This window comes from Rhodococcus sp. D-6 (assembly GCF_040256695.1).
GTDB classification, from domain to species: Bacteria; Actinomycetota; Actinomycetes; order Mycobacteriales; family Mycobacteriaceae; genus Rhodococcus; species Rhodococcus pyridinivorans.
In genome coordinates, this window is sequence record NZ_CP132970.1 from 360,181 (window position 1) to 385,539 (window position 25,359).

A 25,359-nucleotide genomic window follows, 5' to 3' on the forward strand; every position below is an offset into this window, starting at 1 on the left:
ACCGGTACCGCCGATCACTGCGACCAGTACTGCAGCATCGGCTCCTCGGCGAGCACCGTCGACCCCTCGGAGATGACGAGAGCACGCGACGAGATGCTGTACTGCACACCGGCGTTCGTGGCGGTGAAACCGTCGCCCGAGGGCACGGGGTCGTCGATCTCGATCGCCGCACCGTCGTTCGTACGAACGCCCTTGTAGTAGTACCGGCCGGCCCCGGTCTCGCACACCACGACGAGCGAGTCGGCCGTCTGGCCGATGGCGACGGCGGGATTCGTGTGGTTGCACCGCGCCTCGGGGATGCCGACGAAACCCTGGGGGTCGGTGTCCTCGGAGGCCGACACGGGCGGTAGTGGACGTGCGGGTCCGGTCGCGGGCGCGGGATTGCCGGTTGCTGTGAGTTCGAGATCCTCGATCCGCAGGGCCAGGTCGCCCGGCAGCACGGTGACGTAGCTGTTGCCCTGCACGATGCTGTTGGCCGTGATGCACTCGAAGTCGCCCGTGAGGCACGACAGCCGTTCCCAGTAGCCGCCGAGCGAATCCGTCGGGCGTAGCGCGTATTCGCCGGGGGTGATGTCGACTCCGACCTTCAGGGTGCCGTTGGTCGGGAAGCCGCTCGGGGTGGCAGGCCGGCTCGTCTGCGCTCGCGGGGTGGGCGGATCCGCCTCGGTCTGCGGGGCTGCGGACGGCGACACGGTGACCGTCACGGTCGACGGGGACGGGCTCGCGGCGACGGCGCTCTCCGATCCCGGATCGGACGAGCGGGTCAGGACGACGACCAGGGCGGCGACTGCGGCGACGACGGCGACGAGCAGGGCACCGCCCACGAGCCACGGCCACTTCGGTCGTCGCGGCGGGGTCGGGGTGGGCCAGGGTGGCGGGGGAGCGCCGTAGCCGTAGCCGTATCCGTCCGGCGGAGGCTGCATCGACATTCGGGTCCCTTCGCTGTCGCGGTGTTACGCCTCCTGATATCGCTGCCGATGTCTGCTGCTGTTACGTCATGCGGGGTGGGATCACCCGGTTTGCTGCAGGTCGTCACAGGGAAGGGTCAGTTCGGCCAGATCGTCGAGGGAGACGGGCAGCACCCGTGCGAGGGCGGCGATCGTCGCGAAGGCCGGCGTCGCCAGTCGTCCGGTCTCGATCTTCCGAAGGGTCTCCGGCGAGATGTCGGCGGCCTGAGCCACCTCGGTGAGCGTCCTGCTGCCTCGGGCATCGCGCAGCCGTCCACCCAGGCGTTTGCCGGCGGCCAGCTGTTCCGGGGTCAGGGGGAGTCGCACCATGACCCGCAGTCTAACCGCGTCGGTATGAAAATACCGATCGTCGCGATAGGGTGGTATTTAAATACCGTCTCGTGATCCTGAGGAGTGCCCACGTGTTGGAACTGAAGACCCCCGGTGAGATCGCGGCAATGGATGTGACCGGTACGTTCATCGCCGAGTTGCTCGACGACCTGACGGGCCGCGCCCGTCCCGGCGTGAACCTGCTCGACCTCGAACAGCGCGCACGGGACATGATCGAGGAACGTGGCGCGGTCTCGTGCTACTGGGATTACGCGCCGTCGTTCGGGAGCGGACCGTTCCGCAACGTCATCTGCCTGTCCGTCAACGACGCAGTGCTGCACGGACTCCCGCACGACTACGTGCTCCGGGACGGCGACCTGCTCAGCATGGACATCGCGGTCTCGATCGACGGCTGGGTCGCCGATTCGGCGCGCAGCATCATCGTCGGCGCGGAGCGTCCCGAGGACCGGCATCTCGTCGAGGCGACCGAGGTGGCGCTGGCCGCGGGTATCGCCGTCGCGCTCCCCGGCAACCGCCTGGGCGACATCTCCGCGGCGATCGGCGCCGTCGCCGCCGAGTACGGCTACCCCGTCAACACCGAATTCGGTGGTCACGGTCTCGGCCGCACCATGCACGAGGATCCGCACGTGGCGAACGCCGGGCGTAAGGGGCGTGGGCTCGTGCTGCGTCCCGGCTTGACGCTCGCCCTCGAACCGTGGTTCGCGGCGGGGACGGACAAGATCGTCTACGACCCGGACGGCTGGACCATCCGCTCCGCCGACGGCTCGCGTACCGCGCACAGCGAACACACGATCGCGATCACCGAAGGTGAACCGCTGGTGCTGACGAAACGGGAGCGCGTCACCGAATAGATCCGGACTGCAGGAAGATTCGGAGTAGACACGCGGGTTTCCGCTCGGTCCGTTATGGTCGGTGCACCGACGCGCGAGAGGCGATGCAGATGCCGCTGTACGAGTTCCGATGTGCCGACTGCGGGCCCTTCGACGTCTCCGTTCCCATGAGCGAAGTCTCCGCATCGGCTCCGTGCCCGCGGTGCGAGCAACAGTCTCGTCGCTCTCTCACCCCACCGCGTCTCGGTCGGGGAGATTCGGCAGCGATGCGCCTGCACGACGCGACGGCCCGTACCGCTTCCGAGCCCGACGTCGTCTCGGGTTCCCTCCCAGGCGTGTCGAGGCGTCCGTCGCGGCCGGTCACGACCGATCCCCGACATCGAACGTTGCCCCGCCCGTGATCCGACACCGCCCGTAATCAGACACCGCTCCAGGAGGTCCCGTGCCCGACGTCGTGTTCCCGCTCGATTCGACCCGCCGGTTCACCGATCAGGACAAGATCGGCCACAACCGTTGGCACCCGGACATCCCGCCCGTCGCGATGCTGAAACCGGGGGATTCCTTCCGCGTGCACCGCCGCGAATGGTTCGACGGCGAGATCCACAACGACGACTCCGCCGACGACATCCGCAATGCCCCGCTGCACATCGTGCACGCGTTGTCGGGACCGTTCGCGGTGGAGGGTGCCAAGCCCGGCGACCTGCTGATCGTCGACATCCTCGACCTCGGCCCGATTCCGCAGGAGGACTCGGGTCCGCTCGCCGGGCAGGGCTGGGGCTACACGGGCATCTTCGCGAAGACGAACGGCGGGGGATTCCTCACCGACCAGTTCCCCGACGCCTACAAGGCGATCTGGGACTTCTCCGGGCAGAAGACGACGAGCCGCCACGTGCCCCACGTGTCGTTCACCGGCATCGTGCATCCCGGCCTGATGGGGACGGCGCCGTCGCACGAACTGCTGTCGACGTGGAACACTCGGGAAGCTGCTTTGATCGCGACGGATCCCGACCGCGAGCCGGCGCTGGCGCTGCCGCCCGAGCCGAACGGCGCGATTCTCGGCAGCCTGTCGGGCGCCGATTTCGACCGGGTCGCGGCCGAAGCGGCGCGCACCGCTCCACCGCGGGAGAACGGCGGCAACCAGGACATCAAGAACCTCACGAAGGGAAGCCGGATCTTCTATCCGGTCTTCGTCGACGGCGCGAATCTGTCGGTCGGCGACCTGCACTTCTCGCAGGGTGACGGCGAGATCACCTTCTGCGGTGCCATCGAAATGGGCGGGTTCATCGACCTGCGCGTCGATCTGATCCCCGGCGGTATGGAGACCTATGGGGTGAGCGAGAACGCCATCTTCATGCCGGGCAACACCGACCCGCAGTATTCCGAGTGGCTCGCGTTCTCCGGCACGTCCGTGACGCTCGACGGCGAACAGCGGTATCTGGATTCGCAATTGGCGTACCAGCGGGCGTGTCTGCACGCCATCGACTATCTGACGAAATTCGGCTACAGCCCCGAGCAGGCGTATCTCCTGCTCGGGGCTGCACCCATCGAGGGACGTTTGTCGGGTGTCGTGGACATCCCGAATTCGTGTGCCACGGTGTATCTTCCGACGGCGATCTTCGACTTCCCGGTCGCGCCCACCGCATCCGGTCCGGTGACGATCGATCCGGGTATCGGAGCACCGCGTTCGTCGGCGTGAGGGCCGCGAAAATCGTTTGCCCGGTGTGAGCGGTGCGCGTACCGTCCTCGGATCGGTACATATGCGAACGAAAGGTGGTCCCCGCCATGGACCCGCTCACCGAACGGGACATTCGAACATCCTTCGTCAACTGCTCCAAGGGTGATGCGAAGCGGCTTCCGGTGCCGCGCGATCTCGACGACCGGCCGTGGGACGAACTCGACTTCCTCGGCTGGACCGACCCGTCGTTCCCCGGTCGCGGCTACATCGTGGTCCCCCGCGACGGCGAACTCGTGGGTGTCGCCATGCGGTTCGAACAGCAGGGCTCGGGCAAGACGCAGATGTGCACGATCTGCCTCACCACCCACACCCGGGGTGGCATCGCTTTGATGACGGCGAACAAGGTCGGCGATGCGGGTCGAGCGGGCAACGCGGTCGGAACCTACATGTGCATCGACCTGCAGTGCTCGCTGTACGCGCGCGGCAAGAAGAAGCCCGCACTGGGCAGCCGGTACCGCGAGGATCTCGAGCCGGAGGAGAAGGCCGAGCGCGTCCGCGAGAATCTCGGCGCGTTCGTCGATCGCCTGTACGCCTGACGGGCGAACCCGGCCCTTTCAGTGCGATGCGGGGTTGCGCAGGTGCGCACGCTCCCCGTTCTGATCGAGGATCGTGAGGATCTCCACCGGTCCGTCGTGCGCGCTGATGGCGTGCGGTGTCATCGTCGAGAACTCGGCGGCGTTGCCCTCCTGGATGAGGATCGTCCGTTCGCCGAGTTGGAGCCGGGCGGTGCCGGTCAGGACGGTGAACCATTCGTGCCCCGGGTGCACGGGGAGCGTGTCGGCCGGCACCGGCTCCTGCTTCGTGATCCGCATCTTGGCGATGGTGACGCCGCCCAGTGATCGTTCCCGCGACAACAGCCAGGTCGTGTACCCCGGGGTGTCGCACGCCTGGGGCCTGATCACCACGTCCTGGTCCTCGCCGGATTCGACGAGCTGGTCGATCGTGGTGTCGAGTGCCCGCGCGATGGGAACGAGCTGGTCGAGTGCGATCCTGCGACGGCCCGTCTCGATGCGGCTCAGGTTGGACGGGCTGATGTGGCACCGGCCTGCGAGAGTGTCGAGGGTCCACCCCCGCGCGAGCCGCAGGCTGCGGATGCGCTGACGGATGAGTTGGTCCAGATCGGACGATTCTTGCTCCATAGGCAATAGTGTATGCCGAAACTGGATGACGCGTCCTAACGTGGAGTCATGCACCACCACGCCCACCACGCACCGCACGACCACGCGCACGACGAGTCGATGGCCGAGGTGCTCGACCTCGACGCCGCGATGAACCGGCCCTACTTCGAGTCGTTGCTCGACCGGGTCGCCGGACAGCTCGAGCGCGAACCGCGCACCGTCGTCGACATCGGCGCCGGCACAGGAACAGGCACACTCGCCCTGGCGCGCCGGTTCCCCCACGCGCAGCTCGTCGCTCTCGACCGGTCCGCCGGGATGCTCGAACGACTCCGGAAGACCGCCGCGTACAACGGGTTCGGTGATCGGATCCGGACCGTCGAGGCCGACCTCGATGCAGGACTTCCGGCAGTCGGTGCGATCGACCTCGCCTGGGCGGCGCTGTCCCTGCACCACATCGAGGATCCGGATGCAACGCTCCGGCAACTCGCCGAGGCGATGGCACCCGGGGGGACGGTGGTCGTCACCGAGATGGAGTCGCAACCACGATTCCTGCCCGACGACATCGGTATCGGTACACCGGGACTCGAAGCGAGATGTCACGAGGCCGCGGCGTCCCGAGGGTGGAACAGGTGGCCCGACTGGAGCGACAACCTGCGTCGCGCCGGGTTCGGGATGGTCGAGATGCGCCGCGACGAACTCGGTGCCGACGTCGACGACACCGCACGCCGATACGCCCACGCGGTGCTGAGCCGGATGCGGACCGGCCTCGACAACGCCGTGTCCGACGAGGATCTCGACACGCTCGATCGACTCGTCGGCGACGGTCCCGACTCGGTGCTGCACCGGGCAGATCTGGTGGTGCGTGGATCCCGAACCGTGTGGATCGCACAGGCAATCAAGGAGGAGAACCGATGAACACCCAGGAGAACCCCACACAGGACGGTTACGACGTCGTCGTGATCGGCGGCGGCTCCGCCGGACTGAGTGCCGCCACAGCGCTGGCACGCTCACGCCGCTCGGTGCTTGTCGTCGATGCCGGAGAACCGCGCAACGCCCCTGCCGCGGCCGCGCACAACGTGATCGGACACGAAGGCATCGCGCCGACCGAACTGCTGGCTCTCGGACGGAAGGAGGCCGCCGGATACGGCGCCGAAATCCTGTCCGCACGAGCAGAATCCGCTCGTCGCAGCGACACGGGATTCGAGATCGGTCTCTCCGGCGGCACCACCGTGCAGGCACGTCGACTGATCCTCGCGACGGGACTGGTCGACGAGCTGCACGACCTGCCCGGAGTCCGCGAACTGTGGGGGAAGAGTGTCCTGCACTGCCCGTACTGTCACGGCTGGGAGGTTCGGGACCGGCGCGTCGGCGTGATCTCGTCGGGGCCGATGAGCGTGCACCAGACCCTGTTGTTCCGTCAGCTCAGCGACGACGTCGCCTTCTTCACCCACTCGGCGCCCGCCCTGGAGAGCGAGGCCCGCGACCAGCTCGAGGCGCGCGACGTGCGGATCGTCGACGGCACCGTCGCGGAACTGCGAGCGGCCGGCGAGGAGGTCCGTGCCGTGGTGCTCGAGGACGGCACCGAGGTCGAGGTCGACGCCGTGGTGGTCGCACCGCGTTTCGTCGCCCGCGCCGACCTGTACGAGCAGCTCGGCGGAACGGTCACCGACCATCCCGTGGGGACCCTCATCGAGACCGATCCGACGGGGAAGACCGCTCTGCCCGGCGTGTGGGCGGCGGGCAACTCCGCCGATCTCTCCGCGGTGGTCGTGGTCGCTGCAGGCGCCGGCGTGATGACAGGGGCGGCCGTGAACGCCGACCTGATCGCGGAGGAGACGGCCGCGGCGGTGGAGGAACGAGCCGCCCGCGGACTCACCTTCGCCGAATAGTCCTGTCGGGCATACGAGAACGGCCGGGCGAGCACACGCTCGCCCGGCCGATTCGCGATCTGCGTCAGAACGGGTAGGGCGCGATGTCGGGACGCACCGTGACCCACTGGGTCTCGGTGAACGCCTCGATGTTCGCGGCCGGACCGCCGAAACGGGAACCGGTACCGGATGCCCCGACCCCGCCGAAGGGAGCGTTGGCCTCGTCGGCGACGGTCATCTCGTTGATGTGGATCTTGCCCGAGTGGATCCGGTCGGCGATCTTCATCGCTTGTCCCACGTCGCCGACGATGCTCACCGACAGGCCGTACTCGGACGCATTGGCCAGTTCGACGGCCTCGTCCGAGTCGGAGAACTTCAGCACCGGCGCGACGGGACCGAAGATCTCCTGGCCCCAGGCGGGCATCTCGGTGGTCAGATCGGTCAGGACGGTGGGCCGGTAGAACAACCCCTCGTGCGTGCCTCCGGCAGCGAGAGTGCCGCCCGCGGCGACGGTGTCCTGCACGATCGTGTCGATGTTCGCCAGCTGACGCTCGTCGATGATCGGGCCCAGGTGAACCGGGCCGCCTGCGGGATCGCCGACGACGAGCGCATCCGCCTTCGCGGCGAGGGCGCGCACGTAGTCGTCGTAGACGGACTCGTGCACCAGGTGCCGGCCGGTGGTCATGCAGATCTGGCCCTGGTGGAAGAACGATCCCATCGCTCCGACACCGGCAGCGAGATCGACGTCGGCGCCGGGGAGCACGATCATCGCGTTGTTGCCGCCGAGTTCGAGGTGGGTGCGCTTGAGATGTTCCGCGCCGGCCTTGCCGACGTGGCGTCCGGCGGCGGTGGATCCGGTGAACGAGACCACCCGCACCTCGGGAGCATCGACGGTCGCGGCGCCGACGTCACCCCCACCGGGTAGCACCTGCAGCACACCGGCGGGTAGTCCGGCCTCCTCGAAGATCCGGGCCACGGCGACACCACCGATGACGGTGGTCCGCGGATCCGGCTTGAGCAGCACCGCATTGCCGAGGGCGAGAGCCGGGGCAACCGAGCGCATCGCGAGCAGCAACGGGAAGTTGAACGGCGCGATCACCGAGACGACGCCGGCGGGCAGGCGGCGCGCGATGGACCAGTGACCGTTGTCCGAGGGCAGGTACTCACCGTGCGGATGGGTGGGCAGCGCCGACGCCTCGAAGCACTCGGTGGCGGAACCGAACACCTCCATGGCGGCCTTGTCCGGAATGGACCCGGCCTCGCGGAGTCCCCAGCCGATGAGTTCGTCGGCGTGCTCACGGAACTTCTCGCCGGCGCGACGAAGGATCTCCGCACGCTCGGACGGCGCCGTGGCGGCCCAGGACTTCTGCGCGGCGGCGGCGGCGCGGGCGGCGGCGTAGACGTCATCGGGGTCGGCCAGGCCGATCTCGGCGATCTGTTCCCCGGTCGCGGGGTTGGTGACCTTCGTGGTGCCGCCGTTGCCGGGGCGCCAGCCGTCGAGATGGATCTTTCCCGTCCACAGGGCTTCGTCGAGCAAGGCCATAGGGTTCTCCTCAGCGTGGTCGTCGCCGTCCCGCGCGCGTGGGACACCGATGTGTTCCACGAGTGTGGGAGCGATGACGGCTCGTAGGATCGATTCTTCTCATTCAACGAGAAAGCCCGCGATATCCGTCTACGCACGACGAACACCACGTGCACCGCTCCGCGGCCGAAGGGACATGAGCGAGCACAATGATCCGAATGGAACTGGCCCTCATGGCAGTGGTCGGCATCGCCGGCACCGTGAGCATCGCGGCTGTACTCGGCCGCGCTGAGCATGCCGGCCCAGGACTTCCGCCGGAACTTCAAGGCCATCAGCGGACTCGGGGTCCTTCTCGTCGTCGTGACCACTGCGGCTGCTCACCATCGCGGCCGAACGCGGGGCCCTGCTCGAGGGCCGGGCGCGCGGTACCTACAGTTCGCAGACGCTCGGTGCGGCCCAGCGCCGCCTCGACCTCAAGGAGACCCGATTGCAGGCGCTGAGCGAACAACCCTGACGGTCCGCGGCGCGGACGCCCCGCCCGAGAACCCGCATCCCGCCGCACTGTTTGACATGATCGTTCGGTCCGGATCCGCCCGGGCGCGTCGTGACCCGGGTAGGAGTGACAGGTGTCGGAGGGCAGTACGGACAGAGCGCCGCGTCGGCGCGTCGGTCGATGGATCCTGATCGTCTTCGTCGTGGTGCTCGTCGTCGTGGCGGCGGCGTTCGTCCTCACCCCCGTGCCGGGATCACTGGTGGTGCGGAAGGTGTTCGAACGCGACGCGCGGGAGCAGACCGCGAAGCTCGCGGTGCACGCTCCGGAGACGGACTTCGTCGCCGACCTCCACTATCGGGAGGACGACCCGGACGCCTATCTCGACGTGTACACACCGCCGGGGACCACCGAGGCGCTGCCGACGATCGTGTGGACGCACGGTGGCGCGTGGTTGTCGGGTAACCGCACCAACTACGCGGGCTACTACAGGCGTCTCGCGGCCGCCGGATTCACCGTGGTGTCGGTCGGCTACTCGCTCGCACCGGGCCACCGCTATCCGACCCCGGTGCGGCAACTCGTCGATGCACAGCGCTACCTGCTCGAGCACGCCGACGAACTGCACATCGACACCGAGCGGATCGTGCTCGCCGGTGACTCGGCCGGGGCGCAACTGTCCGCGCAGATCGCCGCGGCGATCACCGACCCCGACTACGCCGCGACCCTCGGTGTCGACCCGGCGTTCACTCGGGAGAACGTTCGCGGTGTCGTGCTCAACTGCGGCATCTACGACCTGTCCGCGATCGGTGGGAGCGGCGGGCTGACCGGATGGGGCGTGGAGCAGGCGATGTGGGCCTACACCGGCGCCCGGGAGTTCGCCACTTCGGATGCGGCGGGCCAGATGTCGGTATTGAACTCGGTCACCGAGAACTTCCCGGCCACCTACATCTCCGGTGGCAACGCCGATCCGCTCACCGCCACCCAGTCCGAGAGGCTCGCGCAGCGGCTCACCGGACTGGGTGTGCAGGTGGATGCGATGTTCTATCCGGACGACCACACACCGGAACTGGCACACGAGTACCAGTTCGATCTGTCGACACCGGATGCGCGTGCCGCGCTCGAGCGGACGATCGATTTCGTCCGCAAGGTCACGACGTAGCGCGCGCGGGGATCTCGGCGACGACGCGTTCGGCGAGCGGCCGCGAGGAGGCCGGGTTCTGGCCCGTGTACAGGACGCGGTCGACCACCACGTGCGGCTGCCAGGCGTCCGTGGACGAGAAGACGGCCCCGGCCTCCTGCAGGCGGTCCTGCAGCAACCAGGGTGCCTTGTCGGCCAGTCCCGCCTGGACCTCCTCGACGTTCGTGAACGCCGTCAGGCTGTAACCCTCGAACAACCAGCGACCGCCGGACTCGTGGGCGGGAAGCAGGGCAGCCGGGGCGTGGCACACCATCGCGACCACTTTGTCGGCCTCGACGAAGTGCCGGACGAGTTCACCGAACCGCTCGTCGACGGCCAGATCCTCCATCGGGGCGTGGCCACCGGGCACGAACAGCAGGTCGAAGTCCTCGGCCCGCTGGTCCTCGAGCACCGCCGCACCGGTGAGCACCGGCTGCAGCTTCTCGAGCGACGACTTCAACTCGGCCACGCGGTCCTCACCGCCTGCGGCGTCGGGTTCGAGGCTGGCCTGGTCCACGACGGGCGTGCGGCCGCCCGGAGTGGCAACGGTGATGTCGTAGCCGGCTTCGTCGAAGACGGTGTACGGCTCGACGAGTTCCTCCGCCCAGAAGCCCGTGGGATGGCGGGTGCCGTCCTGCAATGTCCAATGATCGGCGGAGCTGACGACGAACAGGATGCGGGTCATGGTGTGTCCTCTCTGATGAACGCAGAGGCCGGGTACCCGCTGTGAGCGGGACCGACACCGGCGGTGACGATGGGTCGCCGGGTCCGCGACAGTGACGGCGGTCGCCGGGTCCGCGACAGTGACGATGGGTCGCCGGGCCCGCGACAGTGACGATGGGTCGCCGGGCCCGCGACAGTGACGATGGGTCGCCGGGCCCGCGACAGTGACGACGATCGCCGGGCCCACGAGGGACCCGGCGATCGTGTGACGTGACTGGGGTGCGGCGGATCAGATGCCGACCACCTCCTGCGCGATGGCGGCCAGACGGGTCTGGGCCGCGGAGATAACACCGTGTCGTGCCTTGTGCGCTTCCTCGTAGGCGACGATCGCCCGGATGTCCGCGGGCTCGGTCAGTTCCTTGACCGCCGCCACGGCCTTCGGGACGGTGAGATCGTCGTAGTTCCGGATCGGCAACTCCTCCTCGGTGAGGACACCCGAGGCGCTGCGTGCCTTGTGTAGAGCGTCGGCGGTGCCGTCGGCGCCTTCACGACGGCTCACGCGCTCGGCCGTCTCGAGAGCCGCATCGCGCGAGGCACCGATGGTCTTGGCTGCGACGTCACCGGCATGCGCGCCGCGCGAGAGCAGCGACTCGATGCGGGGACGCGTCGAGCGGGCGACATCGATCGCTCGATCGATGCTGCGCGCCGACCAGGTGACCGGCGTGTTGACCAGGCGCACCGCTGCGCCGGCCGCGGCCTGCAGGGGAGTGCGACGCAGAGCGGCAGGACCACCGAGCGCCTCCTCCGCGATGACGGTGGTGAGCCACTCGACCGTCGCCGTGTGAGCCGTGATCAGACGGTCCGCCAGCGACACGATCGACTTGTGTCCGCCCGCGATGGCCAGTGCCTTCACGTAGCGGGCACGGTCGAGGAGCTGATGTTCGAGGGCGAGGTCCGACAGCAGTGCTTCGTCGAACGGCTGCGCCTGCTCGGTGAGGGTCTTCACCATGATGGCGGCGCGGCCGATGAACGGCCCGACCACATCGGGAAGTCCGCCCAGATCGCGGATCGCCTCTTCGATCGCCACCGCACGGATGCGGCAGTTCTCGGCGTTCTCGGTCAGCTCCTTGCGTACCGCTTCGGTTCGGGCCTGCGCGACACGCGTTTCGGCGACCTGGGTCTCTGCATGGGTCAGTTCGTGGAGAGTGCGCAACTGGGTGAGCAACGCGGGAGTTCGGTTCTCGGTCATCGTGCGTTCGCCTCCTTCGCACTGGAAGAGTCGGTGATCTACCGACGAATTCACATCCATCGAGAAATGACGTGACAACTGTCGGCTACCCGACCCCCGTAACTGCTAACGTCTATGTGATCCATAACACACCCTCTGGTCGGGTTCGTTGCTGCAGTGACCACTCGGCGCACGCGAGTCGCACGGGGTCTCGGTTTGAGCCGGTGACTCGCGGGGAAACTTCGGAGCACACCTTGACGTGAGAGATCGAGGCCGGGACGAGACGCGGTCCGCCTGACTCCTCAGGTGATCGGCGACCGTGAGACGGCCGCAAGCAGCACAAAGGAAAGCGGGGACGACACGATGACCACGGCAGCACCCGTCATGCCCACGGACGTGATCACCGCTCCGGCGACGGTTGCTCCGTCGCAGTCGGCCGACATTCCGGCGCAGACGATCGGCGCGCGGTCCGTCGAGGCCCCGCCGTCGGCCGCCGCGGCGTCGAGGGAGGTGGAACCTCCGGCGACAGAGGAGATGCCGGCCCTGCTCGAGCACCCGATCGCGGGCATGCTGATGTTCGTCGTCCTCGCCGTCTGCGGATTCGCAGCCGCCGCGGTGGTCGCAGGATCCCTGGCGGCCGGGCTCGCTCTGGCGGGTGTCGTCGGAGGAGCGGCGGCGACCCTCGTCGCTGTTCTCTGACGTGGCAGAACGACACCGGTAGGCCCGTTTCGTCCAGATCCGAGCGGGAGGATATCGTCTCCGGTCATGTCCAAGGAATTCGTTTTCACGTCCACGCTCGACCACAGCGTCGAACGCGTCCACGGCGCTTTGACCAGCGAGGACTTCTGGAACAGCCGACTGGCTGCGAGCCAGACCGGCGTGGCGCAGCTCGAGGTCGGCTCCGGTCCCGGGACCTTCCGCGCGAAGGTCTCCGACCAGATCGACACCTCCGCGCTGCCCGCGGTCGTCCGGGGCGTGGTGCGAGGACCTCTGATCATCGAGCGCACCGACGAATGGGGCGGACTCGGGGACGGTACGGCGCAGGGAACCCTCGCCGGCAGCACGTCGGGGCTGCCGATCACGATCGCGGCCCGTTCGGAGCTTCGTGGCAACGCGGACGGCGGTACCGAGATCGAGGTGCGTGGCGAGGCCACCGTCAAGGTTCCCGTCGTCGGTGGGCAGATCGAGGGCCTGATCGTCCAGCTCGTCGAGAACATCGTCCAGAACGATCGGACCGACCTCGACAAGTGGCTCACGGAGAACTGATTCGCAGGGGCGCCCGATCGATCGGCTTCCGATCGACGGATCATCTGGTCTGATGCCGTCGTTCCTCTTCCGAGGTACGGCGGCATCGTCGTTCCCGCCGGATTCGTCGGCGACACACCGGGTCAGGTCGTTGAAGAGGGGTGTGACCCAGGACACCATCGGATCATGTCGATGCCGTGGGACGAGGACGGCGGCTACGCGTGGGAACGCCGCGAGGCCGGATACACCTGGGAGCAGATCGGCAGCGAACTCGGTTGCCCTGCCCATGTCGCACAGAATCTGGGGGAGCGCTACCGCGCGGATATCACTGCCGAGATGACGAGGAACCAGTTGTCGTTGTTCGACATCTCGACCGAGACCTGAATCCCGGCCGCCGGTGTTCGCCGTGTGTTCATCGGATGTGCACCCGCACGGACCCCGTGTGAGGAGGCATCGTCGCCTCCGGAGGGGACCGTAGGTGTCATGGAGGCACTCGTGCGCGACTCCCTGTTCGGTTTCCTCCAGGAGAGCGGACTGGCCGGCTCGGGCGGTGAAGCGGCGGCGCTGCTCATGGAAGGTCTCGTCCGCGTCAATCATCGCCAGGTCCGCAGTCCCCGTACTCCACTTCGTGCCGGGGACGTCGTCTCGATCGCGGGTACGCGATCGATGGCGGTCTTCGGCGTCTCTCCCGGCGGGGTTCGTCCCGTCCTGTAGCTCGTCCGTCGCACGCAGCGCCCGCAACCTCCGGCACGGAGCACTCGCGACCTGCGACGCAGTCGCCTGTCCGGGCGGTGTGATAAGCCGTACCGGACGGGAACGAGCGACGACGAGGGGGAGCGACGCGTGCTGATACTGCACCGTGCCGAGCGCACCGGCATCCTGGCGGATGCGCTGGCCGAGGTGCTCGCCGAGCCCCTCGACGATCCGTTCGCGCGGGAGGTCGTCGCGGTGCCCGCACGCGGTGTCGAAAGATGGCTCACCCAGCGGTTGTCGGGAATGCTCGGTTCCTCCGCCGGCGACGGGGTGGCCGCCAACATCGATTTCCCGTCCCCGTCCCGCCTCGTCGACGAAGCGCTCGCCGCGGCCTCCGGCATCACCGCCGACGACGATCCGTGGCATCCCTCCCGCATGTTGTGGTCGCTGCTCGGGGTGATCGACGAGTGCGTCGGCGAACCGTGGTGCGCCACCCTCGCGCGGCATCTCGGTCACGGCGCCGACGACCACCGGGCCGGACGCCGGTACGCCACCGCAGCGCATCTCACCGGCCTTCTCCGCAGTTACGGACTCCAGCGCCCCGGGATGATCTCCCAGTGGGCGGCGGGGAACGACACCGACGGCACGGGTGCGCCTCTCGACGACCATCTGCGTTGGCAAGCCGAGGTGTGGCGACGGCTGCGCGCCCGCATCGGCGTCGACAGCCCGTCGCAGCGACTCGACGAACTGTGCGGCCGGCTGCGAGACGACCCCGACGTCGTCGACCTGCCCGAACGACTCTCGATCTTCGGTCCCACCCGCCTCGACACCGTCCTCGTCGAGGTGCTGACCGCGCTCGGGCACCACCGCGACGTGCACATCTGGCTTCCGCATCCGAGCCCGGTGATGTGGGACGGACTGACCCGGCGTCCGGAGTCGATGCGTCGCGCCGACGACCACAGCGCTCTCGGGGTGCAGCACCCGCTGCTGGCCGCGCTCGGCCGCGACGTGCGCGAACTTCAGAGCCGGCTCTCCGGCCTCGAGTGCACCGACCTTCCGCATCCCTCACCCCGGCCGCCGGCGACGCTCCTCGGCCGGTTGCAGGCCGATCTCCGCGACGACCGCGCCCCCGCAAACGGATCGGCCGCGCCCGACGGGACCGTGATGATCCATGCCTGCCACGGCCCCACCCGGCAGGTCGAGGTGCTCCGAGAGTGCCTGCTGCACCTGTTCCGCGATGACCCCACGCTCGAACCGCGCGACGTCGTCGTCATGTGCCCCGACGTCGAGACGTACGCGCCGCTCGTCCATGCCGCCTTCGGTGCCGGGGTCGGCGAGCATCCCGGCCACACGCTGCGGGTCCGTCTCGCCGATCGCGGCCTGCGCCGCACCGATCCGATCCTTGCGGTGGTGTCCGAACTGCTCGCGCTCGCCGACGGCCGGGTCACCGCCAGCGAAGTCCTCGATCTCGCCGCCTCCGCCCCGGTGCGCCGCAAGTTCGGATTCGACGACGATCAACTCGAGCGCATGCAGGAGTGGACCACCGAGACCGGTGCCCGTTGGGGTCTCGGCCCGTGGCAGCGCAAGAGTTTCGGCCTCGGCGACTTCATGCAGAACACTTTCGGTGCGGCACTCGACCGTATCCTGCTCGGTGTCGCCGCAGACGGCGCGGACGGGGAGTGGCTGTCCCTGTCGCTGCCCCTCGACGACGTCGACAGCAACGACATCGACCTCGCCGGGCGGTTCGCCGAGTTCATCGACCGGCTGACGGTGGTGCTGCTCCGGCTGCGCGGCCCGCACCCGGCGGGGCGGTGGTCGGACGAACTCGGTTACGGCATCGATCTGCTCGCCGACGTTCCCGCCGCCGATACATGGCAGCTCACCCGCGCGCGGCGCGAGATCGGCGACGCCGTCGAGCACGCCGGCGACACGCAGTTGTCCCTGAGCGACGTCCGGTCCATGCTCTCCTCCCGGCTCGCCGGGCGTCCGTCGCGCTCGAACTTCCGTACCGGCGAACTGACCGTGTGCACGATGGTGCCGATGCGCTCGGTGCCCCATCGCGTGGTAGTTCTCCTCGGTCTCGACGACGACGTCTTCCCTCGCACGGCCCACATCGACGGCGACGATGTCCTGACCCAGAATCCCTGTGTGGGAGAGCGTGATCCGCGCAGCGAGGACCGGCAGCTGCTGCTCGACGCGCTGATGGCCGCGGAGGAGCGTGTGCTGTTGTTCCACACCGGCGCCGACGCCGTCACCGGAGCACTGCGCCCACCGGCGATTCCGCTCACCGAGGTGCGCGACGTGGTGTCGACGATGACGGGAGTCGACGTCGACGACGAGCGCATCGTGCGGCGACATCCCCTGCAGCCCTTCGATCCGCGCAATTTCCGGGCCGACGACCCGTTCGGGTTCGGTGTCACCGCACTCGCGGGAGCCCGTGCCGGACAAGGAGGTTCGGTGGAGCGCGACCGGTCGGGTGCGCTCCTCGTCGACGACCTTCCGGCCCCGGCACGCACCGATGTCGATCTCGACGAACTCGTTTCCTTCCTGACACATCCGACGCAGGGATTCCTCCGGCAGCGACTCGGTCTGCGGATCCCCGACACCGACGAGGGCATCGCCGACGCACTCGACGTCGAACTCGACGGTCTCGCTCAGTGGCAACTGGGCGACCGCATGCTCGAAGCGCGATTGGCGGGCATGTCCGCGGGTGCCTTCCAGGACGCGGAATGGCGTCGCGGCACGCTCCCGCCGTTCGCGCTCGGCCGCAGGACCCTCGACGCGGTGAGCGACAACGTCGACCGCCTCGTGCACGCCTGCGCCGGTGTGCACACCGGGCAGGCCCGCACCGTCGACATCCGCGTCGATCTCGGCGACGGTCGTCGGCTCACCGGCACCGTCGGAGGTGTACACGGCGAGGTACTGGCCCGCAGCACCTATTCCAAGCTGTCCCCGAAACACCGGCTTGAAGCATGGATCCGGTTGCTCGCCGTCGTCGCCTCGGGTCATCCCGGACAGTGGCGTGCGGTGACCACCGGGCGCAGCCGTTCGCGCTCGTATCCGGCCTGGCGCTCGACCCTTCTGGCTCCCGCCGATCCCGTCGCGCTGCTCGCCGCACTCGTCGATCTGCGCGATCGTGGACTGTGCCGGCCGCTGCCGCTCGTGACGGACGCGTCGGCCGAGTACGCCGATCGCCGCCACCGCGGTGATTCCGTGGAGATGGCACTGTCGGCCGCCGGGAAGGCGTTCGGTGGCGCGTTCGGCGACGGCAAGGACCGTCACGTGCAGTATCTGTACGGGCCCGACGTCACGTTCGGGCAGCTCACCGCCGACGCACCGGAGGGTGTCGAGGCCGGCTGGTTCGACGACCCCACCCGTTTCGGTGTGCTCGCCCGACGGTTGTGGGAACCCCTGCTCGCCTCCGAGAACCAGGGACGCCCGTGAGAGAAGGACGCAGCGTGCCCGATACCGCCATCACCGATCCGCGCGCCGCGGGCGGTCCGCCGCCGGCAGGCTTCGATCTGCTCGGCCGGCTCCCGAGCGGCACCACCGTTCTCGAGGCCAGCGCGGGAACGGGGAAGACGTACGCGATCGTCGGGCTCGCCACCCGGTTCGTCGCCGAAGGGCGCGCCCACCTGTCGGATCTGCTGCTCGTCACCTTCAGCCGGGCTGCGACGCAGGAACTGCGCGAACGTACCCGGAACCGGTTCGCGCAGGTCGCCACCGCCCTCGCCGATCCCGAGAGTGCGCGGGCGAGCACCGACATGCTCGTCCGTCATCTCGCGAGCGAGGACGTCGACGCGCGGCGGGCCCGCCTACGACAGGCGTTGTCCGACTTCGACTCCGGCACCATTTCCACCACGCACGGCTTCTGCCGCCGCATGCTCGACGAACTCGGGATCGCCGGTGAACGCGAACCCGACGTCACGGTCGTCGAGGACGTCGACGACCTGCGGGTGGAGGTCGTCGACGATCTCTACCTGCGGCGCTACGGCAGGGGACAGGCCCCCATCACCTACGCCGAGGCGGCCGTCGCCGCGAAGGAGGCGATCTTCGACCCGCAGGCCGAACTCGCACCGAACGACGCCGACGGCACCGCGGCAGGCGAGCGTGTGGAATTCGCGCGTGCGGTCCGCGAGGAGGTCGAACGGCGCAAGCGCCGGCTCGGACTGCGCGACTTCGACGACCAGTTGTCCCTACTGCACGCGGTGCTCGGCGATCCGGAGCACGGCGACGCCGCCTGCCGGCGGATGCGTGCGCGCTTCTCCGTCGTCCTCGTCGACGAGTTCCAGGACACCGACCCCAAGCAGTGGGAGATCCTGCGCCGGGCGTTCCACGGGCACAGCACGCTCGTGCTCGTCGGCGACCCGAAACAGGCGATCTACGCCTTCCGCGGCGCGGAGGTGCTCAGCTATCTCGACGCCGTCTCCGAATCCGACACCTACTGCGAGCTGACCACCAATTGGCGTAGCGACGGCGATCTCGTCCGGGCGCTCGAACACGTCCATCTCGGTGCGGCTCTCGGTGATCCCCGCATCGTGGTGAACCCGGTGAAGGCGGCAGCCGCCGATTCCCGGCTTTCGGGTATCGCGTCCCTGCGGGTGCGTCACCTGCCCCGCGCCGGTGCCGGTCCGCTCAACGACTGGGGTTTCCCGCAGAACCTCGACGGCTTACGTGGGCGGGTCGCTCGCGACGTGGCGGCCGACATCGTGCGCCTGCTCGACGACGAGAACGTCACCGTCGACCTCGGTTCCGGGCCCGAGCGTGTGCAACCCGGGCACATCGCGGTCCTCGTGCGCAAACACAAACAGGTGACGCTCGTCCACGACGCGCTGACGAAGGCGAACGTGCCGTGCGTGGTCGCCGGGGGCACGAGTGTGTTCGCCACACCGTCCGCACAGCACTGGCTGTGGGTTCTCTATGCGCTCGAGCAGCCCCATCGCGCCGATCGCGTCCGGCTCGCCGCGCTCACCCCGCTGCTCGGCCGCACGATGACCGACATCGATTCGGAGGGCGAAGCGCTGGTCGTGGAGGTCGGCGGACTGCTCCGCGAACTGAACGACGTCTACGCCCGCACCGGCTTCGCCGCCGTCTTCGAACGCCTCGCGTCCTTCGGTTCGGTCGAGGCCCGCCTCCTCGATCAGCCGTCCGGGGAACGCACCCTCACAGACATCCGGCACGTCGCACAGCTGCTCGAGGACGTCGCCTCGGCACAGTCGCTGGGGCTGGCCGCACTCACCCGCTGGCTCGAGGATCGCATCAACGACCCCGACCGAGGTGGAGCCGACCGGATCCGGCGCCTCGACAGCGACGCCGCGGCGGTCCAGATCCTCACCGTGCACGGCAGCAAGGGACTCGAATTCCCCGTCGTCCACGTCCCGTACGGGTGGGATGCCGCGAAGAACCCCGAGCCCGACAAGCTGCTGCTGCACGAGAACGGCCGACGCATCCTCGATGTGGGCGGCAAGAGCGGTCCCGGTTATGTCGCGCGGCGGCGTCAGCACGAACTCGAGGAGGCGGGAGAGGAACTGCGCCTGCTGTACGTGGCGGTGACGCGCGCGCAGTGTGCGCTCACCCTCTGGTGGGCGCCGTCCACCCCCACCTCGCGGTCTCCGCTGCACCGGTTGCTGTTCGCCCGCGATCCCGGTTCGGCAGAGGTCTCCGCGGAAGGCCGGATCGGCCACGACGAGGCCATGGCCGAGGAATTCGACCGGTGGGCCGCGCGCGCCGACGGGGTCATCGCCGCCGAAGCGGTCGGGCCGCACCCGATTCCGGTGTTGCGCTGGACCCGCCCCCGCGTGGAGACCGGCCCACTCGCCGCCGCGCGCTTCGATCGGGTCGTCGACGAGAACTGGCGCAGGACCTCCTATTCGGCGCTCACCGCCTCGGTGCACGATGCGCCCGTGGTGAGCGGTGAGGTGGAGGAACCGGTGACGACCGACGAGCCTGCCGAGCCTCCGCTGAGCGCACCGGAAGCGGCGCGCGAAGGCATTCCGTCACCGATGAACGGACTGCCCGGCGGCACGATCTTCGGCACGCTGGTGCACGCCGTCCTCGAGGTCGTCGACACCTCCGCCGCCGACCTCGAGGCCGAACTGCTCGACTGCTGCCACGAGACGGTGCGACGCCAGATGTCGCCGATCGACCCCGTCCAGCTCGCGGCGGCGTTGCTCCCGGTGATGCGCACCCCGCTCGGGCCACTCGGCCGGACCCTCGCCGACTTCACGCCGTCCGACCGGCTCTCCGAACTCGACTTCGAGTTGCCGCTCACCGGAGGCGACAGCCCGGTGCCCGTCACCGTCACCCTCGACGCGGTCGGTGGGTTGCTGCGCCGGCACCTGCCCGCCGACGATCCGATGGCGACCTACGCCGATCTGGTGCGCACCCTCGAGTCCGTGCCGCTGCGGGGTTACCTCAACGGCAGTATCGACGCCGTGCTGCGCACCGACGGTCCGCGATTCGTCGTCGTCGACTACAAGACCAACCGGCTCGCGCCCGTCGACGAACTGACCACCGCCCACTACACCCGCGAGTCGATGGCGGCGGAGATGCTCCGCGCGCACTATCCGATGCAGGCTCTGCTCTATTCCGTTGCCCTGCACCGTTATCTGCGGTGGCGGATGCGCGACTACGACCCGCACGTCCACCTCGGTGGTGTGCAGTACCTGTTCGTCCGCGGCATGGCCGGACCGGACAGTCCACCCGGCAGCGGCGTGTTCGACTGGCATCCGCCGGCCGATCTCGTCACCGACCTGTCCGACCTCCTCGCCGGAAAGGCCATGATTTCGTGATCGAGTCCATGACCGACGTTCGGATCGCCCAGCGCGGCAAGGGCGCTCTGCGGCAGTTCAACGAGGTGGGCGCACTCTCCGCCGCCGACGTGCACGTCGCCCTGCGACTCGCGGCGCTCGGCGGCGAGGACGACCCGCACGTGCATCTCGCCACCGCGCTGGCAGTGCGTGCCGTGCGATCCGGGTCGGTGTGCCTCGACCTCACCCGTTTCCGCGAGGTCACGGTCGACGAGGACGCGGACGGCCATCCCGTCGTCGACCCCGCGAGCCTGCCGTGGCCTCGCGACGAGGACGTGCTCGCGGCGCTGCGTCGCAGCCCCCTCGTGGTCGGTGGCGACCGCGGACCTCTGCGTCCGCTGCGTCTCGTCGATACCGCGGAAGGTCCGCTGCTGTATCTCGACCGGTACTTCCGGCAGGAGCAGACGATCCGCCGGGTGCTCGCCGAGCGCACGGCGACGTTCCCCGACCTCGACGAGGAGCGCATCGCGACGACACTCGACGAGCTGTTCCACCATCCCGACGATCCCTCCCGGCCCGCGCCGGCACCCGATCGTCAGCGCGTCGCGGCGGCACTCGCCGCCACCCGACCGACCACGGTGATCGCGGGCGGGCCGGGCACCGGCAAGACCCACACCGTGGCGCGGATCCTCGCGCTGCTCACCCGCCTGTACGGACACGAACTGCGCATCGGCCTGGCCGCTCCCACCGGCAAGGCCGCTGCGCGCCTCCAGGAATCGGTGCGCGAGCAGGAGACCGAGCTGGGTCTGCCGCCGAATCTCACCGCCATGACCGTGCACCGGATGCTCGGCTGGCAGCGCGGCCGCACCCGCTTCCGCTACCACGCGGGCAACCACCTGCCGTACGACGTGATCGTCGTCGACGAGACGTCGATGGTGTCGCTGACGATGATGTGCCGCCTGCTCGAGGCGGTGCGGCCCGACACCCGGCTCGTCCTCGTGGGCGACCCCGACCAGCTCGCCTCGGTCGACGCCGGTGCGGTGCTTGCCGACCTCGTGGGGCGCCCGGTCAGCGGCACCCTCGATCCGGTCTTCGAACGGGTCGTCGCCCGCGATGTGGCGGCCGCCGACGACCCCGCCGAGGCGGCCTTCACTCCGGCCCAACGCGCCCGGCTCGGTGGCGGTGTCGTGCGGCTGAGTCGCGGCCGCCGCTTCGGTGGTGCGATCGCCGAGCTGGCGGTGGCCGTCCGTAAGGGCGCCGGCGACGAGGTGCTCGACATCCTGCGCAGGGGCGACCCGGAGGTCTCGTTCGTGGCCCCCTCCGACCTCGACGCCCTACGCGACGACATCGTCCGCTCCGCCGCCGAGGTCACCAAGTCCGCCGAGACGGGGGACGTCGAGACGGCGCTGAAGCGGTTCGAGGAACATCGGTTGCTGTGCGCGCACCGCGACGGCCCGGCCGGCGTGCAGTGGTGGGCGCGGCAGGCCGCCGAGTGGATCGGGGAGGCCGCGGGGCAGCGACTCGATCCCGAGAGCTGGTATCCGGGCCGACCGTTGCTCGTCACCGCGAACGACCACGACATGCAGATCTACAACGGCGACACCGGCGTGGTCGTGCGGCGCGGCGACGAACTCGTCGCGGCGTTCGCACGCGGCGAGACGCCGTTCGAACTGCGCCCGAGTCAGCTCCCGGCGGTGAGCACCGTCTACGCGATGACGATCCACCGCAGCCAGGGCAGTCAGTACGGCACCGTCTCGGTGGTGCTGCCCGATTCCGGATCGGCGCTGCTCACCCGCGAACTGCTGTACACCGCGATCACGCGTGCGCGGTCGCACGTGCGGATCATCGGGACCGAGGATGCGGTACGCGCGGGCGTGGCACGGCAGGTGCTCCGAGCGAGTGGGCTGCGGCGGGAGATCCGCGTGTAGCCGGTCGGTCTCCGCACCTGTATCGAGTGAGGACGAGGCCCGATCCCGTCGACCCATCGTCGCAACACTGTCTCCGTCGGCGAACCGGACGTGGCATGCTCGAGATGGCGCGCACGACAGACGACGAACGAGCCGAGCGATGGACTGGTTGGACGCGGACGGGTACACGATCGGGCGGCTGCTGGTCACCCGTGGACTCGCGGTGCTGTACGCCGTGGCTTTCCTCGCGGCCCTGCTGCAGTTCCGGGCGCTGATCGGCGAACGCGGCATCCTTCCCGCCCCGCGCTTCCTGGCGCTCACATCGTTCCGGCAGTCGCCGAGCCTGTTCCACTGGAGATACTCCGACGCTCTGTTCACCGCGGTTGCCGCGGTGGGTCTCGTGTTGTCGGTGGTGACGGTGCTCGGTGTCACCGAGCAGTTGCCGCTCGTGGTCTGCATGCTCGTGTGGTTCGTGATGTGGCTGCTGTACCTGTCGATCGTCAACGTCGGCCAGGTCTGGTACTCGTTCGGCTGGGAGTCGCTGCTGCTCGAGGGCGGTGTGCTCGCGATCTTCCTGGGCAACGCCGATACCGCGCCCCCGCTGCTCGTGCTGATCCTGCTGCGCTGGTTGCTGTTTCGCCTGGAGTTCGGTGCCGGACTGATCAAGATGCGTGGCGACCGGTGCTGGCGCGATCTGACGTGCCTGTACTACCACCACGAAACCCAGCCGATGCCCGGCCCGCTCAGCCGCTACTTCCACCTGATCCCGCGGCCGCTGCACAAGGTGGAGGTGGCGGGTAACCACTTCACCCAGCTCGTCGTGCCGTTCGGATTGTTCCTGCCGCAACCGGTCGCCGGGATCGCCGCACTGATCATGATCGTCACGCAGTTGTGGCTGGTGACGAGCGGCAATTTCGCGTGGCTCAACTGGATCACCATCGTCATCGCGCTGTCGGTGGTGCCCGACAGCTTCTACGGGTTGCTGATCGACTCCACCACGACCTACGGTCCGACACCGATCGCGTTCACCGTCGCCGTGGTGGCGCTGACCGTGCTGGTCGCGGTGCTCAGCTACTGGCCGGTGTCGAATCTGATGTCGCATCGGCAGGCGATGAACGCCTCGTTCAACAAGTGGCACTTCGTGAACACCTACGGCGCGTTCGGCACCGTCACACGCACCCGGCGGGAAGTGATCGTCGAAGGCACCACCGATGCGGTGGTGACACCGGCGACGGAGTGGCGCGAGTACGAGTTCAAGGGCAAACCGGGCGACGTGTATCGCAGGCCTCGTCAGTACGCGCCGTACCACCTGCGTCTGGACTGGTTGATGTGGTTCGCGGGGATCTCGCGCGACTACGCCGCGGGGTGGTTCCCGCGGTTCGCGGGAAAACTGCTGGAGAACGATCCGGCCACCGTGAAGTTGCTCCGGCACAACCCGTTCCCGGACGAACCGCCCCGTCTGGTGCGGGCCCGCCTGTTCCGCTACCGCTTCGCCACGCGCGCCGAACGACGCGCGACGCGCCAGTGGTGGATGCGGGACGAGATCGGCGATTTCATGATGCCGATGGCGCGGGACGACCTGCCCTGACCGCGCTCCTTGATCGCCGATGCGGTCACCACACCTCGCCACCGGTCTCCGACACGGTGAAGCCATGGGTGTCCGTCTCGCACGTGACAGCGGTCTTCTCGTCGACGGTGCACGTGAACGGATCAACGGTGAGAGTGCTGCCGTGGGGCAGTGTATTCGGGGCACCTCCGAGATCCGTGAACGCGATGTCGCCGATGTTGACCCACTCTCCGGGGCCGTCCCCTTCGAGCATCAGGGCGTTCGCGGGCACCAGCACGTCGGGCGCGCCGCTGCCGGGGACCCGGGGTGCACTCGCCGGCATCGTGCCCTGGCAGCCCGTCAGGGGGGCGGTGTGGACGAGGATGGCGCATCCGAACTGCCCGCCCGGCGAGGCGAAGTAGTACACGCCCTCGCTGGTCGCCGCGTAGTCGTCGGGGTCGACCGGCTTCGGTGCGGCCGTGGTGGTCGCGGTCGTGGTCGGCGCCGACGAGGTCGCCGTGGTGCTCGACGGCTCGGGGGGTGCTTCGGATGCGGTGGCCTCACCCTCAACGCTGCGCGAACACCCTGCCGTGACGAGTGCCGCACCCGCGACGACGACGAAGCTGACGAGGCGTGCGCGGCGACTGATCATGCGGGGCAGCATAGCGAGCGTCGGGATCGACGCAAGTTCCGCTCCGATCGACTCGGAGGCGGTGGCTTCGATCGGCTCAGAGCCGGCGCGTCACCCGAGCAGGTACGCCCGTCGCCACGACGTTCGGCGGCAGGTCGCGGGTAACCACCGCGCCGGCTCCCACGACCGTGTTCTCGCCGATCGTGACGCCCGGTCCGACGATTGCGCCACCGCCGAGCCACACGTTGTCGCCGATCGTGATGGGTTGCGCCGATTCCCACTTCGCGCGGCGGAGATCGGGATCGAGGGGATGAGTGGGGGTGAGGAGTTGCACGTTCGGGCCGAGCTGCACGTCCGAGCCGATCGTGATCGGCGCGACGTCGAGCATGATCGCGCCGAAGTTGACGAATGTGCCGTCCCCCACGGTGATCCGATACCCGTAGTCCACCTGCAGTGGCGGCCGGATCTCCACGTCGTCACCGATCGAGTCGAACAACTCCTCGAGGAGTGCGCGACGCGCATCCGTATCCGCTGCACTCGACGCGTTGTACTTCTCGGTCAGCAGCGCCGCCCGCAGCGCGTCGGCGGCGAGTTCGGGGTCGTCGGCGATGTAGAGTTCGCCGGCCAGCATCCGTTCCTTCTGCTCGCCCACTGAGGAT

General features: G+C 68.8%; 23 protein-coding genes. 15 read left to right on the forward strand and 8 right to left on the reverse strand.

Annotated elements, in window-relative coordinates; genetic code table 11:
- Nucleotides 1–14: 14 nt before the first annotated feature.
- Together RBB84_RS01790 and RBB84_RS01795 are read right to left on the reverse strand one after the other, a co-directional pair.
- A complete protein-coding gene (locus tag RBB84_RS01790; RefSeq protein ID WP_138842094.1) occupies nucleotides 15–929 on the reverse strand; it encodes a hypothetical protein in 915 nt (304 codons plus the stop codon).
- An 81-nt stretch (nucleotides 930–1,010) separates the two neighbouring features.
- On the reverse strand, nucleotides 1,011–1,277 hold the full coding sequence (locus RBB84_RS01795; RefSeq protein WP_006550664.1) for a helix-turn-helix transcriptional regulator: 267 nt from the start codon (nucleotides 1,275–1,277) through the stop codon (nucleotides 1,011–1,013).
- A gap of 92 nt (nucleotides 1,278–1,369) precedes the next feature.
- Between RBB84_RS01795 and map the strand changes: the two genes are divergently transcribed.
- The 4 genes from map (at nucleotide 1,370) to RBB84_RS01815 (ending at nucleotide 4,399) form a co-directional block, all read left to right on the forward strand.
- Nucleotides 1,370–2,149, forward strand: a complete 780-nt coding sequence (map, locus tag RBB84_RS01800; RefSeq protein ID WP_019287982.1) for a type I methionyl aminopeptidase — start codon at nucleotides 1,370–1,372, stop codon at nucleotides 2,147–2,149.
- A gap of 89 nt (nucleotides 2,150–2,238) precedes the next feature.
- On the forward strand, nucleotides 2,239–2,529 hold the full coding sequence (locus RBB84_RS01805) for a zinc ribbon domain-containing protein (protein ID WP_072740540.1): 291 nt from the start codon (nucleotides 2,239–2,241) through the stop codon (nucleotides 2,527–2,529).
- A 41-nt stretch (nucleotides 2,530–2,570) separates the two neighbouring features.
- A complete protein-coding gene (fmdA, locus tag RBB84_RS01810; RefSeq protein ID WP_350247085.1) occupies nucleotides 2,571–3,824 on the forward strand; it encodes a formamidase in 1,254 nt (417 codons plus the stop codon).
- An 86-nt stretch (nucleotides 3,825–3,910) separates the two neighbouring features.
- A complete protein-coding gene (locus RBB84_RS01815; RefSeq protein ID WP_006550660.1) occupies nucleotides 3,911–4,399 on the forward strand; it encodes an FBP domain-containing protein in 489 nt (162 codons plus the stop codon).
- Between the two features lie 18 nt (nucleotides 4,400–4,417).
- Here the strand turns inward: RBB84_RS01815 and RBB84_RS01820 are convergent, their stop codons facing one another.
- Nucleotides 4,418–5,002, reverse strand: a complete 585-nt coding sequence (locus RBB84_RS01820; RefSeq protein ID WP_019287984.1) for an XRE family transcriptional regulator — start codon at nucleotides 5,000–5,002, stop codon at nucleotides 4,418–4,420.
- A 48-nt stretch (nucleotides 5,003–5,050) separates the two neighbouring features.
- On the opposite strand from RBB84_RS01820, the gene RBB84_RS01825 reads away from it, so the two are divergent.
- Nucleotides 5,051–5,896, forward strand: coding sequence for a class I SAM-dependent methyltransferase (locus RBB84_RS01825; protein ID WP_019287985.1), 846 nt, complete (start codon nucleotides 5,051–5,053; stop codon nucleotides 5,894–5,896).
- Nucleotides 5,893–6,870 carry an NAD(P)/FAD-dependent oxidoreductase gene (locus RBB84_RS01830; protein ID WP_064255784.1) on the forward strand — a complete coding sequence of 326 codons (978 nt, stop codon included), beginning with the start codon at nucleotides 5,893–5,895 and terminating at the stop codon, nucleotides 6,868–6,870. Before RBB84_RS01825 ends, RBB84_RS01830 begins: the two co-directional genes overlap by 4 nt.
- Nucleotides 6,871–6,934: 64 nt before the next feature.
- Here RBB84_RS01830 and RBB84_RS01835 read toward each other — a convergent pair whose 3' ends face one another.
- Complete coding sequence (locus tag RBB84_RS01835; RefSeq protein ID WP_024103299.1) at nucleotides 6,935–8,392, reverse strand: benzaldehyde dehydrogenase; 1,458 nt, start codon at nucleotides 8,390–8,392, stop codon at nucleotides 6,935–6,937.
- A 605-nt stretch (nucleotides 8,393–8,997) separates the two neighbouring features.
- Here RBB84_RS01835 and RBB84_RS01840 point away from each other — a divergent pair.
- Complete coding sequence (locus tag RBB84_RS01840) at nucleotides 8,998–10,020, forward strand: alpha/beta hydrolase (protein WP_064255785.1); 1,023 nt, start codon at nucleotides 8,998–9,000, stop codon at nucleotides 10,018–10,020.
- On the opposite strand, the gene RBB84_RS01845 is transcribed toward RBB84_RS01840, so the two are convergent.
- Nucleotides 10,010–10,723, reverse strand: coding sequence for a type 1 glutamine amidotransferase domain-containing protein (locus RBB84_RS01845; RefSeq protein ID WP_033097260.1), 714 nt, complete (start codon nucleotides 10,721–10,723; stop codon nucleotides 10,010–10,012). The two genes, RBB84_RS01840 and RBB84_RS01845, sit on opposite strands and share 11 nt — an antisense overlap.
- Nucleotides 10,724–10,990: 267 nt before the next feature.
- A complete protein-coding gene (locus tag RBB84_RS01850) occupies nucleotides 10,991–11,950 on the reverse strand; it encodes a hypothetical protein (protein ID WP_006550653.1) in 960 nt (319 codons plus the stop codon).
- Nucleotides 11,951–12,292: 342 nt separating this feature from the next.
- On the opposite strand from RBB84_RS01850, the gene RBB84_RS01855 reads away from it, so the two are divergent.
- The 8 genes from RBB84_RS01855 to RBB84_RS01890 all read left to right on the forward strand — a co-directional run bounded on the left by RBB84_RS01855 (nucleotide 12,293) and on the right by RBB84_RS01890 (nucleotide 24,111).
- Nucleotides 12,293–12,628, forward strand: coding sequence for a hypothetical protein (locus tag RBB84_RS01855; protein WP_064255809.1), 336 nt, complete (start codon nucleotides 12,293–12,295; stop codon nucleotides 12,626–12,628).
- 66 nt (nucleotides 12,629–12,694) lie between these two features.
- A complete protein-coding gene (locus tag RBB84_RS01860; RefSeq protein WP_033097261.1) occupies nucleotides 12,695–13,195 on the forward strand; it encodes a DUF2505 domain-containing protein in 501 nt (166 codons plus the stop codon).
- 165 nt (nucleotides 13,196–13,360) lie between these two features.
- On the forward strand, nucleotides 13,361–13,558 hold the full coding sequence (locus tag RBB84_RS01865) for a hypothetical protein (RefSeq protein ID WP_019287992.1): 198 nt from the start codon (nucleotides 13,361–13,363) through the stop codon (nucleotides 13,556–13,558).
- A 99-nt stretch (nucleotides 13,559–13,657) separates the two neighbouring features.
- The gene (locus tag RBB84_RS01870; RefSeq protein ID WP_019287993.1) at nucleotides 13,658–13,888 is read left to right on the forward strand and encodes an RNA-binding S4 domain-containing protein; all 231 of its coding nucleotides are present in this window, start codon (nucleotides 13,658–13,660) and stop codon (nucleotides 13,886–13,888) included.
- A 129-nt stretch (nucleotides 13,889–14,017) separates the two neighbouring features.
- On the forward strand, nucleotides 14,018–17,311 hold the full coding sequence (recC, locus tag RBB84_RS01875) for an exodeoxyribonuclease V subunit gamma (RefSeq protein ID WP_064255786.1): 3,294 nt from the start codon (nucleotides 14,018–14,020) through the stop codon (nucleotides 17,309–17,311).
- 14 nt (nucleotides 17,312–17,325) lie between these two features.
- Nucleotides 17,326–20,658 (forward strand): UvrD-helicase domain-containing protein, encoded by a 3,333-nt coding sequence (locus RBB84_RS01880; protein ID WP_064255787.1) that lies wholly within the window; start codon nucleotides 17,326–17,328, stop codon nucleotides 20,656–20,658.
- A gap of 8 nt (nucleotides 20,659–20,666) precedes the next feature.
- A complete protein-coding gene (gene recD, locus RBB84_RS01885; RefSeq protein WP_064255810.1) occupies nucleotides 20,667–22,544 on the forward strand; it encodes an exodeoxyribonuclease V subunit alpha in 1,878 nt (625 codons plus the stop codon).
- A gap of 139 nt (nucleotides 22,545–22,683) precedes the next feature.
- Nucleotides 22,684–24,111 (forward strand): lipase maturation factor family protein, encoded by a 1,428-nt coding sequence (locus RBB84_RS01890; RefSeq protein WP_019287997.1) that lies wholly within the window; start codon nucleotides 22,684–22,686, stop codon nucleotides 24,109–24,111.
- Between the two features lie 25 nt (nucleotides 24,112–24,136).
- Here RBB84_RS01890 and RBB84_RS01895 read toward each other — a convergent pair whose 3' ends face one another.
- Complete coding sequence (locus tag RBB84_RS01895) at nucleotides 24,137–24,721, reverse strand: hypothetical protein (RefSeq protein ID WP_231911959.1); 585 nt, start codon at nucleotides 24,719–24,721, stop codon at nucleotides 24,137–24,139.
- 76 nt (nucleotides 24,722–24,797) lie between these two features.
- Entirely contained in the window at nucleotides 24,798–25,352 is a 555-nt protein-coding gene (locus RBB84_RS01900; RefSeq protein WP_064255789.1) for a sugar O-acetyltransferase, read from the reverse strand.
- Nucleotides 25,353–25,359: the final 7 nt, after the last annotated feature.